We start from the raw sequence: 12,942 nt of genomic DNA on the forward strand, positions 1-12,942 counted from the left end.
TATTAGTTTGTAGAATCGAGTTATCGCATGAGTAAATTAAATTTGTTCTGTGATAGCTCTTTTTTACGTATTTTAATTAAGTATATTTTAACTTGTTTTATATAAAGTTTATATTTTAAGTTAAAAATATGTACGAGAATAAAGGTATACAAATACTCTTTTTTAGATAATATTTGAGTATAAATAATATATTTAGAATATTTTTTTTAATAAGGAAATATCAACAAAAGGGAAAATACTAAGAATATAACCATTACTATTCATGCTTTACTATGTAGTTCATCAAGTATTAATTAAAAATATAATGGACATAAAAAATATCATAAATATGTGATAAGATAAATATATAGAAATATTTTACTTATTTTTGGGTTGTTATATATTTAGGTACTGGGGTGATATAGTTGAACCAAGAAATATTTTTTAAAGTAATGAATGAAATATTGGAAAATATTGATGAAGGGGTACATTTTGTTAATAAAGAAGGGAAAACTATAATCTACAATGATTCTGTACAAAAAATGGAAAAAATGAATAGACATGATGTTTTAACTAATTCATTTTTTGATATAGTCAGCAAAATGAAAATAAATAGAAGTACACTAGTAGAAGTTTTGGAAAAAAGGGAAATTATTAAAGACAATATTCAAAAATATCTAGATAAAAATGGAAAAGAAATAACAGCAATAAATACTACGATACCAATTGATATTAAAGGAGAATTTGTAGGGGCACTTGAAATATCAAAGAATATGACAACTATAGAAAATTTATTAAACAGAAGCTATAAAAAAAATTTAATTAATAAAGTTGACAATAAACAAAAAAAGGGTTATGAATTTGATGATATTTTAGGGGAAAGTAATCTGATTAAAGAGGCAATAGCAAAATCTAAGAAAGCTTGTAAGTCTGATGCCTCAGTATTTATATATGGTGAAACTGGGACAGGCAAAGAGCTATTTAGCCAGTCCATTCACTATGGAAGTAATAGAAAAAATTATCCATTTATAGCACAAAATTGTGCAGCTTTACCAGAATCATTATTCGAAGGAATACTATTTGGAACTGCTAAGGGAGGATTTACAGGGGCAATAGACAGGCCGGGTTTATTTGAGCAAGCTAACAAAGGGACATTATTATTGGATGAAATAAACTCCATGCCTATTATGTTACAGGCTAAATTGCTAAGAGTTTTGCAGGAAGGTTATGTAAGAAGAGTTGGAGGGACTAAGGATATACCTGTTGATGTAAGAATTATTGCAACAACAAATGAAAGTCCAAAAGTTATTTTAAATGAGAATAAAATGAGAAAAGATTTATATTATAGGCTTAACATAATAGATATAAAAATTCCTCCTCTTAGAGATAGAAAAGAGGATATATCTGTATTATGCAAAAAATTTATTTCAAAGTATAATAAAAAGTTAAATAAAAAAGTAGTAGGTATTTCAGATGAAGCTATCAGGGTTTTAAAAAATTATGACTGGCAAGGGAACATAAGAGAACTAGAAAACATAATTTATTGTACTATGAGTATGATGGAAAACGAGATACAAATAGAAACAAGCATGATTAATTTAAATGACTATTACAATCTTAAAGAGAATAAAGAGCGTAATAATTATTCTTTAAATGATTTAGAGAATAAGACACTTAATAATGTTCTCAGTGAGATAGAAGAGAAGTATATATATGAATCATTAGAAAAGGCATCATATAATATAACTAAGGCTGCATCAATTTTAGGTATGAATAGGCAAAATTTACAATATAAAATAAAAAAATATAATATTAAAGTCCTATAAAGAAGTAAAATAAAAAAGAAAAATAAAGGCGCAAAATTATTATAAAAGAGCAAATTTTTTTGCTCTTTTTTTGTTTCTCAGAAAAAATATTATTTTTTATTTATGAAAATACATAACAAGATAATTATAGTTTCAACGTTCTAATAAATATTTATTTTTGTTTTGAAGTTGGCACGATTCATGCTTTAACTAATAATTAAGAATATAAATTTTTAGGAGGGTGTATATATGAGAAAAGTAAGAGTTGGTATATGGGGATTTGGAGCTATGGGGATAGGCATGGCTAATATGATTTTAAAAAAAGAAGGTATAGAAATAGTATCTGTTTGCAGTAGAAGTACTTCAGGTAAAAGTATGTATGATGTCCTAGGAATTGAAAGAGGAGAAAGAACAGAAGTTATTATCAATGGAAATTATGAAGAAGTTTTTAAAGAAAAAAGTGTAGATGTTGTTTTATTAGCAACTGATTCATTTACTAAAAAGGCTTTTGATAAAATAATGTTCTTATTAAATAGAAAAATAAATGTTATATCAACAGCAGAACAAATGGCATATCCACAAGCTGATGATGCAGACTTGGCTAAGAAAATGGATGAAGTTGCAAAAGAGAATAGAGTAAGTATTCTTGGAACAGGAATCAATCCAGGGTTTGTACTAGATTTACTAGTATTAGCGCTTTCAGGTACTTGTGAAGAAGTTAATGGTATAAAAGCGAAGAGGGTAAATGATTTATCACCATTTGGAAAATCTGTTATGGTAGAACAAGGTGTTGGAGTAACAAAAGAAGAGTTCATAAAAGGTGTAGAAAATAATACTATAGCAGGTCATGTAGGATTTGTAGAATCAATAAATATGATAGCTGATGGATTAGGATGGAAACTAGATAAGATAGAACAAACAAAAGAACCAATAATGACTACAGTAGATAGAAAATCTAAGTACGGAGAGGCATTGGCTGGAAATGTTGCTGGTTGTAGACAATGTGGATATGGATATGTAAATGGAGATGTTTTAATTGAAATGGAGCATCCACAACAGATAATACCTGAAGCAGAAGGTATTAAAACAGGAGACTATGTATCAATAAAAGGGATACCAAATATTGATTTACAAATAAATCCTGAAATACCTGGAGGGGTAGGTACTTATGCAATGATAGTAAACTCTATTCCATTAATAATAAATGCTAGACCAGGCCTTAAAACTATGTTGGATATACCAGTACCTAGAGCAATAATGGGAGATATAAGAAATCAGATAGAAATTGAGTTAGAAGAAGAGTCAAAAGCAAATTAATAAAATAACAGTTAGCTGATAAGGGGATGAAAAAATGGATGCTAAAATTAATGATTGGGTTATTATACACAATATAGTGTTGACTCCAGAAGAAAGAGCTCCACAAGTTCCAGAGGATACTAAGAAAGTATCCTTAGAAATGTGGGTTAAAGGGTTTATACAAAAGGATGCCTCTATAGGTGATTTAGTAGAAGTTAAAACAATTACGGGTAGACTTGTAAAAGGTGATTTACTTAAAGTAAATCCATATTATACTCATGATTATGGTAAATGTATACCTGAGTTACTCCAAATAGGAATACAGGCTAAAGAAATATTATTTGGAGGTGTATATAATGAATAATGCAGCATCAATGAAAGATATGAGCTATCAAGCTGTCATGGGAAGAAACAATGAAATAATGAAAAACGCAATTGGATTGGATTACTCATCTTTTGAACAAGAAGGAATAGGATTTGACTATGAAAAAATGATGGGTGAAACAGGATATACATTACAAGATATTGAAGCAATTCAATCACAATATGCTGTTGGAAATACTCCTATAATAGAACTTAAAAATTTAACTAAGTTGGCCAGAAGATGTGCTCCAGAAGGTAAAGGTGCTAGAATATTTGTAAAAGATGAAGCAATGAATGCATCTGGTAGTTTTAAAGCAAGAAGAGCAGCTACTGCAGTATATCATGCTAAAAAAATGGGATATAAAGGTGTAATAGCAGCTACTAGTGGTAACTATGGAGCAGCTGTAGCATCTCAGGCAGCAATGCAGGGTTTAAAATGTATAATAGTTCAAGAATGTTATGATTCTAATGGTCTAGGTCAACCTGAGATTATAGAGAAAGCAAGAAAATGTGAGGCATATGGTGCAGAAGTTATTCAATTAACTGTTGGACCAGAATTATTTTATACATTCTTAGTCCTACTAGAAGAAACAAGCTATTTTAACGCATCGTTATATTCACCATTTGGAATTGCAGGTGTAGAAACTTTAGGATATGAGCTAGCTATTCAATTTAGAGAAAAATATAAAAAAGACCCTGATGTAGTTGTTTGTACAAATGCAGGTGGAGGTAATCTCACTGGAACAGCAAGAGGACTAATAAAAGCTGGTTCTCTTAACACAAAAGTAGTTGGAGCAAGTGTTGATTTAAAAGGATTACACATGGCTAGTGATAGTCAATTTAATAAAAAATCATTTACAACAGGACATACAGGTTTTGGTATACCATTCTGTACATGGCCTGATAGGTCAGATGTACCTAGGTCTGCAGCTAGACCACTTAGATATATGGACAGATATGTGTTAGTAAAACAAGGAGAAGTTTTCTATACAACTGAATTATTGGCACAGTTGGAAGGTATAGAAAGAGGACCTGCTGGAAATACATCTTTAGCAGCAGCATTTTCCTTAGCACAAGAATTGGATGAAGATAAAGTTGTAGTAGTACAAGAGACAGAGTATACAGGTGCAGGTAAACACATATGTCCACAGCTTACATTTGCAAAAGAAAATGGAATAGATATAAAATTTGGAAATCCAAGAGAAGAAATTGCAGGAGTAAACTTAATATTACCAGAAAGACCAGAATTATTAAAATGTGTTGATATCGACATAAATAAAATAAGAAAATCATTTATAAAAAATTGTATATCTCATAATGGTATTGATGATGTTAATAGTCTAAGTAATGAAGATATAGAGTTTCTAATGAAAGAAGTAAAAAGTTCAAGAGATTTTGTTATTGATACGTTAGATAATTTATAATAATTACTATTTTTTAATTTAACATGAAATGAATAGTTGGAAAATTCACTTAAATTAATATGAATGGGGGAATGTTCATGAAAAAAAGAGAGGATGATTTTGAGGTTAGAAGAAAACATCTTCAGAAATTGAGCGATGATGAGTTAAAAGAAAGATTTTGGAGTTTAGCTGCCCAGATAATAGAACCAATGATAGACCTTGGCAAAAAGAATACAACGCCATCAATAGAAAGGTCTGTTTTGTTAAGAATGGGATTTTCTTCTCTTGAGGTAAAACCTATTTTAGAAGGTGTTATGGAAAGAGGTCTTATAGGTAAGGGAGCAGGGCATGTAGTTTATAAGCTTGCTAAATCTAAAAATATATCAGTTAGAGAAGCTGGTTTATTATTAGTTAATGGTGAATATTGGGATGAAGTTACATGTTTATTTAGAGAAGGGGTAGAATCATGTTAAAGGAAAATAAAAAATTAGATATAGACTATATATTAAAAGATTTGGATAAATATAAACCAAAAAGAAGAGGTTGGGTTTGGAGAGAACACTTGGAAAATCTTGAAATGGGACCTTTTGAATATAAAGACTGTACAAAACCTTTAAAGAAGAGTGTAGGGTTACCATCATCTAAATATTTTAATAATATAGACCCTCAACCAAGCCCAATTATTACTACTGAAATAGCTTCTGGAAGATTTGAAGATGATATAAGAAGAATGAGGATGGCAGCTCATCACGGTGCTGACCACTTAATGGTCATTAGAACTGCTGGGCAATCACATTTTGACGGACTTATAGAAGGAACCCCTCAAGGTATAGGAGGTGTTCCAATAACAAGAAAACAAGTAAGAGCTCAAAGAAAAGCTCTTGACTTTATAGAAGAAGAAGTTGGTAGACCTATTAATTACCATTCATATGTAAGTGGTGTTGCGGGTCCTGAAGTAGCAGTAATGTTTGCTGAAGAAGGGGTCAATGGAGCACATCAAGACCCACAATATAATGTTCTATATAGAAATATAAACATGGTAAGATCTTTTGTAGATGCTTGTGAAGCTAAGCAAATAATGGCTTTTGCAAATATAGCTCAAATAGATGGAGCACATAATGCTAATGCTACGGCTAGAGAAGCATGGAAGGTAATGCCTGAACTTATGGTTCAACACGCTTTAAATTCTATATTTTCAGAAAAAATAGGAATAGATAAAAGTAATATATGCTTATCAACAGTGCCACCAACAGCCCCTCCAGCACCATGTTTAAGAATAGACTTACCTTATGCTGTTGCACTTAGAGAATTATTTAGTGATTATAAGATGAGAGCTCAAATGAATACTAAATATATGGAATCATCAACTAGAGAAGCAACAGTTACTCATGTATTAAATTTATTAACATCAGTACTAACTAGAGCTGACATACAATCAACTATAACACCTGACGAAGGTAGAAATGTACCTTGGCATATATACAACATAGAAGCATGTGATACAGCAAAGCAAGCTTTAGTTGGCATGGATGGTCTTATGGATATGATAGAACTTAAGGATGTTGGAGAATTAAGATACAAAGCAAGAGAGCTTAAAGAAAGAGCTGTACTATATATGGAAGAAATCTTTGAAGTTGGAGGATATTTTGAATCAGTAGAACAAGGATTCTTCGTTGACTCAGGAAATTATCCAGAAAGAAATGGTGATGGTATATCTAGAAAAATAAAAGGCGGAGTTGGTGAGGGTACTGTTTATGAAAGAGATAAAGATTATTTAGCACCTGTAACTGCTCACTTTGGATACAATAATGTAGCTCAATATGATGAAAAAGCTATAGATAATCCATCAATATTAATAGATGGATGTACATTTGAAAATCCAAACAAAATAATATATATCGATGAACTTGATGATTTTGATAATGTAGAAAATAGACTAAAAGAATCAGAGGAATACAGAGGTGGAACTAAAATCAAACCTGAAATGGAATGGTGTGCAGATGGAATTGTGATGATAACAATGATGCTTCCTACTGATAAAAGAACAGCTGAGTTTGCAGCATTGGAATTTGTCAAAAAAATGAATTTACAAGAAGTTGAAGTTATAAGTAGAGAAGTTATGCATGAATCCGAAGGCACTAGGATAGAAGTGAAGGGAAGAGTTCCATTTGATATAGATTTAAATGACTTAGTAATACCAGAAGAACCTAAAGTACTAACTGATGAAGAAATAAGAGCAGATATAGAAGAAAAGCCTATGAAAATAGTTTCAGCTACAGTTGGAGAAGACGAACACTCAGTTGGTTTAAGAGAAATAATAGATATAAAACATGGTGGTATTGAAAAATATGGTATAGAATGTCATTACTTGGGAACTTCTGTACCTGTAGAAAAATTAGTAGACGCAGCAATAGAGCTAAATGCAGATGCAATACTTGCATCTACAATAATAAGTCATGATGATATTCATTATAAAAATATGAAGAAATTACACGATTATTGTGTAGAAAAAGGTATAAGAGATAAAGTAATGATTGCTTGTGGAGGAACACAGGTAACACCTGAAATAGCCATTGAACAAGGAATAGATGCTGGATTTGGAAGAAACAGCAAAGGTATACATGTAGCCACTTTCTTAGTTGAAAAAAGAAGAGAAATGAATAATAAATAATGGAGAATAAAAAAGTTTCTTTAAAAATAGATGTGTTGGTAGCTGAAATAGGAAGTACTACCACTGTAGTAAACGCTTTCCATAATATTGATTCTGATAATCCTGTATTTTCGGGTCAAGGTCAGGCTCCAACAACAGTATTTGAAGGTGGCGATGTAAGAAATGGCTTATCGGGTGCTATTAAAGATTTAGCTAATAAATTATCTGTAGATGATATAAAGTATAATGATATGTTTGCAACTTCTAGTGCAGCTGGTGGATTAAAAATGACTGTTCATGGATTAGTGTATGATATGACAGTAAAAGCAGCTAAAGAAGCTGCTCTAGGAGCTGGAGCTGTTATTCGTCAAGTAACATCAGGTAGAATTAAAAGAACTGATTTAAAGAAAATAAAAGAAATAAATCCCAACATAATCTTAATAGCTGGTGGAGTTGACTATGGAGAAAGAGATACAGCTATTTATAATGCTGAAATGATAGCTTCTATGAGTTTAGGTATACCAGTTATATATGCTGGTAATGTTGAAAATCAAGAAGAAGTAAGGTTAATATTTGAAGATACGAATTATAAGCTTTATATAACAGAAAATGTATACCCTAAAATAGATTTATTGAATATAGAACCTACAAGAAAAATCATTCAAGGTGTGTTTGAAGACCACATAACTACAGCGCCAGGAATGAGGTATATCAAAGAAATGGTTAATGAAAATATTACCCCAACTCCAGGGGCTGTAATGGAAGCTTCTAAACTTTTATATAAAAATATTGGAGATTTATTAACTCTAGATGTAGGTGGAGCAACTACTGATGTGCATTCTGTTACATATGGGAGTGACTATATTAATAAAATATTAGTTAATCCTGAACCTGTAGCTAAGAGAAGTGTTGAGGGAGATTTAGGTGTATATGTAAATATGAAAAATATAGTAGAAGTTATAGGCAAAGAAAATTTACAAAATGAATTATCTATAGATATTGATAAAGTAATAGATAATTATCCACCAATACCAAAATCAAAAGAAGAAATATTATTTGTGGAGAGATTGACAAAAGAAGCTGTTATTAAAGCTATGTTAAGGCATTCAGGGAAAATAAGAAATATTTATGGAACAACTGGAAAAACCAAAATTGCAGAAGGAAAAGATTTAACAGAAGTAAGATATATAGTGGGTACAGGGGGAGCACTTACTAGGCTCCCTAGTAGAATTAAAATATTAGATGGTATAACTAAATACAATAAAAATAAAGAATTACTATTTCCAAAGGAAAAAACAAAGATATTGATAGATAATGACTATATTATGGCATCTATAGGGGTTTTATCTAAAAAATACGAAGAAGCATCTCTTAAGCTCCTACTAAAAAGTTTAAACTTCAAGGAGGAAGGACTATGTACCCTAGATTAGAAATAGATATAGAAAAATTAAGACATAATGCTAAAGTAATTTTACAGAGTTGTCATGAAAGAAACATTAAAGTATCTTTCGTAACTAAATCATTTTGTGCACGAAAAGAAATAGTAGAAGCAGTATATAATGAAGGAATAGATCATATAGCAGATTCAAGAATACAAAACTTAAAAAAGTTACAAAATATAAATTTACCTAAAATACTAATTAGAATACCCATGATAAGTGAACTAGAAGAAGTTATCAATTATTGTGATATAAGTTTTAACTCAGAATTAGAAACTATAAAGAAATTAAATGAATTATGTGAAAGTAAAAATATTATTCATAATATAGTTCTTATGTTTGACTTAGGAGATTTACGAGAAGGGTATTTTTATGAAGAAGACCTCTTTAATAGTATAAAAGAGATAGTAAAACTAAAAAATATTAAAATAATTGGTATAGCTACAAACTTAACTTGTTATGGAGCTATTATACCATCTAAAGAAAATACAGGTAGGCTAGTAAGTATAGCTCAAAAGATAGAAGGTAAATTTGGAATAAATCTAGAAATAGTATCAGGAGGTAATTCAAGTTCTATACATTTAATGACAAGTAATAATATGCCAGAAGGTATTAATAATTTGAGAATAGGTGAATCTATTTTACTTGGTAGAGAAACGGCATACGGTAAAAATATAAATGGGACATATCAAGATGTATTCAAATTAATATGTCAAATAGTTGAATGTAAAGAAAAACCATCAGTTCCTATTGGAGAAATAGGAGTTGATGCGTTTAGAAATAAACCTGTTTATGAAGATAAAGGAATCTTAAAAAGGGCAATTATAGCCATAGGTAAGCAGGACATAAATATTGACTCTTTAATTCCAATAGACACTGATATAGAGATATTAGGGGCAAGTTCAGACCACATGATATTAGATGTAAGTAATACAAAATGTGATTATAAATTAGGCGACAATGTAGATTTTTTATTAACTTATGGAGGTATCATGTCATCTAGTACAAGCGAATATGTTTCAAAGAAAATTATAGTATAGTGTTCAAATAATTAGGAGGAAATTATTTTATGAAAGAGCGAGAATGTAGAAAAGCAAATCTGTTTGATGCAATGATACCAATTACTTGCTTGATATTATTTTTAAGTTTAGGGGTATTAATGTATGGCTCATCACCTCATGTACCACTAATAGGAGCTGCAGCAGTAGCAGGCCTTGTAGCTGTATATAGGCTTGGATTTAAATGGAAAGACCTAGAATTAAGTATGTTTAATAGTATAAAGATGGCAATGCAAGCAATCTTAATCATAATTATAATAGGTGTGCTTATAGGAACTTGGATAGTAAGTGGAGTAGTTCCATGTATGATTTACTGGGGACTAAAAATTTTATCACCAAATATTTTTTTAGTAGCATCCACATTAGTCTGCTCAATAGTGTCTCTTGCAACAGGGTCATCTTGGAGTACAATGGGTACAGTAGGCGTGGCACTTTTAGGAATTGGGCAAAGTTTAGGTATGCCAACTGGATTAATAGTGGGTTCTATAATATCTGGAGCTTACTTTGGAGATAAACTATCACCTTTATCTGAAACGACTAACTTAGCACCAGCAATGGCAGGAACAGATTTGTTTACACATATAAAATATATGTTATATTCAACTATACCATCATTATTAATTTGCTTAGTAATTTATGGTGTAATCGGAATGAAGTATTCAGGTCAAGCATTAGATATAAAACAGATAGAGCTAATTAGGTCTACATTAGATTCTACATTTAATACTTTATCACCAGTATTATTATTAGCTCCAGCAATAGTAATTGGATTGGTTATATTCAAAGTTCCTGCTATACCAGGGCTTATAGTAGGTGCTGTATTAGGAGTATTGTTTGCAGTAGTTTTCCAAGGAGAATCTATGAATGTAATATTAGATGCAGCACAAAATGGATATGTTTCATCAACACAAGTAGAAGAGGTAGATGCTTTATTGTCTAAAGGTGGGATTATGAATATGATGTCTACTGTATCTTTAACAATATGTGCCTTATCTCTTGGAGGTATTTTAGAAAAAACAGGCATGCTTGAAGCAGTAGCTTCTTCTTTACTAAGGTTAGCAAAGGGTGTATTTGGAACAGTATTATGTACAATGGTAACTTGCACAGTTACTAACATAATAGCAGGAGAACAATACTTGTCTATAGTTATACCAGGAAGAATGTATAATAAGGAATATAAAAAGAGAGGTATACATCCTAAGATGTTATCAAGAGCTTTAGAAGATAGTGGAACTTTAAGTTCTCCATTGGTACCATGGAATACATGTGGAGCGTATATAACAGCAACATTAGGTGTATCTGCATTAACGTATGGTCCATATGCATTATTAAATATCATAAATCCATTGGTATCTCTAGCATTAATTGCATGTAAGTTTAAAATAGCAAAAATAGAAGATGAACCTGAAACTTGTTTGAATTTTGATGTTTGATTATAGTATTTGATATATGTTACTTATTATAAAAAATAAAGGCCTAAACTTTGTGTAAATAATAAAGTTTAGGTCTTTATTAACTTTTTCTATAGATTTTAAATAAAAAAGAATGTCAAGCAATCTATAAAATATTACTGAATTTTTTCTCTTGGAACATATAATTTTGAATCTTCTGACTTATCTTTGCACTCACATTCAATTTTTTTGTTTTTTTTCATAAGTACATATAAAGGTGCTATCAATAACATTGCTCCTAATCCTATCAAAACTCTATTTTGAGTTATAGGTTTTGACATATCTTCAACCCAAGCTTGTTGTAACAGCCATAAACTACCTAATATAGCTACTGTTGGTATAGCAGGGCCAAAAGGAATTTTAAATGAAGCCTGGATATCTGCTTTTTTTCTTAAAACTATTACGGCTAAACAAGTTGGTATGTATTGAGCAAATCTGGCAATTACACTCATTACTGCAAGCTGTTCAAAACTTCCAGTTAATACAAGTGGTATGCAGAAGATTAAAGATATTATTATTGCTACATATGGAGCATCATATTTATTTGTTTTTCCTATAAATGCTGGAAGAGAGCCTTCTTCTGCTAGAGCAGAACCACACTTGGGAGTTACTATTGAAGAACCTATATTTATTCCAAATATAGATATTAATGTTGCTACAGATATAAATACTTTACCATAATTGCCTAAAAATACGCTTGAAGCGTCTGCGATTGGAATACTATTTTCAAATAATTTGTCTCCAAGTATACCCATACAGACAACTTGAATTAAGATATAAATTATTGCACATATAAATATTGTAGTTATTAATGCTATTGGAAGATTTTTTTTAGGATTATCCATTTCTCCACTTGCTACAACAAATGATTCAAATCCAGTAAACGCGTAAAATACTAATATTATAGCTGGTCCTATACTAGAATTTACAACATTGCCTGAAGGAACAACATTACCAAATTTTATAAAGAATATTCCTACTATTACAAAAACTATTAATGGTACTAATTTAGCTATGGTTATTACATTATTCATTATCTTTGTACTTTTAATTCCAAATAAGCTGTTTATTGAAAGTAATGTTACTAATGCCACTGCGATATATCCTTTATATTCAGTAGCAGCTTCTGGCCAAAATGCACCTAAAGCTGTTGCAAATCCTACTGCTAGTGTAGACCATGATATGATTCTAATAACCCAAGACATTGTACCAACTTCAAAACCTATAAAATCACCAAATGCCTTTTTGGAGTATAAATATGCACCTCCATTTTTGTCAAACATACTTCCAGCCTCTGCAAAACATAAAAGTATTGATAGAACCAGAAGTGTAGCAAAAATATATATAAATATACTATTTTGGCTCGCTAGATTGTAAACTTTACCTGGTAGTAAGAATATACCTGAACCTATGATACTATTAATTCCTAATAATATCATACTAAATAACCCTAATTTTTTAGCTTTTTCCATATTAATTTATCTCCTATTCTTTTATT

At 30.6% G+C, this 12,942-nt stretch carries 10 protein-coding genes; 9 read left to right on the top strand and 1 reads right to left on the bottom strand.

Annotated elements, in window-relative coordinates; all coding sequences use genetic code 11:
- Positions 1–404 precede the first annotated feature (404 nt).
- The 9 genes from IC219_RS13360 (at position 405) to nhaC (ending at position 11,426) form a co-directional block, all read left to right on the top strand.
- Positions 405–1,805 (top strand): sigma 54-interacting transcriptional regulator, encoded by a 1,401-nt coding sequence (locus tag IC219_RS13360; protein ID WP_285891632.1) that lies wholly within the window; start codon positions 405–407, stop codon positions 1,803–1,805.
- Positions 1,806–2,033: 228 nt separating this feature from the next.
- A complete protein-coding gene (ord, locus tag IC219_RS13365; RefSeq protein ID WP_227831447.1) occupies positions 2,034–3,101 on the top strand; it encodes a 2,4-diaminopentanoate dehydrogenase in 1,068 nt (355 codons plus the stop codon).
- A gap of 34 nt (positions 3,102–3,135) precedes the next feature.
- On the top strand, positions 3,136–3,444 hold the full coding sequence (gene ortA, locus IC219_RS13370; protein ID WP_227831446.1) for a 2-amino-4-oxopentanoate thiolase subunit OrtA: 309 nt from the start codon (positions 3,136–3,138) through the stop codon (positions 3,442–3,444).
- Complete coding sequence (ortB, locus tag IC219_RS13375; RefSeq protein WP_227483548.1) at positions 3,437–4,867, top strand: 2-amino-4-oxopentanoate thiolase subunit OrtB; 1,431 nt, start codon at positions 3,437–3,439, stop codon at positions 4,865–4,867. The genes ortA and ortB overlap by 8 nt, the downstream gene beginning before the upstream one ends.
- A gap of 77 nt (positions 4,868–4,944) precedes the next feature.
- Positions 4,945–5,319 (top strand): ornithine aminomutase subunit alpha, encoded by a 375-nt coding sequence (locus tag IC219_RS13380; protein ID WP_227831445.1) that lies wholly within the window; start codon positions 4,945–4,947, stop codon positions 5,317–5,319.
- Positions 5,313–7,517, top strand: a complete 2,205-nt coding sequence (oraE, locus tag IC219_RS13385; protein ID WP_227831444.1) for a D-ornithine 4,5-aminomutase subunit OraE — start codon at positions 5,313–5,315, stop codon at positions 7,515–7,517. The genes IC219_RS13380 and oraE overlap by 7 nt, the downstream gene beginning before the upstream one ends.
- The gene (locus IC219_RS13390) at positions 7,517–8,926 is read left to right on the top strand and encodes a GlmL-related ornithine degradation protein (protein ID WP_227831443.1); all 1,410 of its coding nucleotides are present in this window, start codon (positions 7,517–7,519) and stop codon (positions 8,924–8,926) included. Before oraE ends, IC219_RS13390 begins: the two co-directional genes overlap by 1 nt.
- Positions 8,911–9,975, top strand: coding sequence for an ornithine racemase Orr (orr, locus tag IC219_RS13395; protein WP_227483545.1), 1,065 nt, complete (start codon positions 8,911–8,913; stop codon positions 9,973–9,975). Before IC219_RS13390 ends, orr begins: the two co-directional genes overlap by 16 nt.
- Positions 9,976–10,004: 29 nt before the next feature.
- A complete protein-coding gene (gene nhaC / locus IC219_RS13400; protein ID WP_227434580.1) occupies positions 10,005–11,426 on the top strand; it encodes a Na+/H+ antiporter NhaC in 1,422 nt (473 codons plus the stop codon).
- A gap of 134 nt (positions 11,427–11,560) precedes the next feature.
- On the opposite strand, the gene IC219_RS13405 is transcribed toward nhaC, so the two are convergent.
- On the bottom strand, positions 11,561–12,916 hold the full coding sequence (locus IC219_RS13405; protein WP_227831442.1) for an APC family permease: 1,356 nt from the start codon (positions 12,914–12,916) through the stop codon (positions 11,561–11,563).
- Between the last annotated feature and the right edge of the window lie 26 nt (positions 12,917–12,942).

Source organism: Clostridioides sp. ES-W-0018-02 (genome assembly GCF_020658175.1).
Taxonomy (GTDB): domain Bacteria; phylum Bacillota; class Clostridia; order Peptostreptococcales; family Peptostreptococcaceae; genus Clostridioides.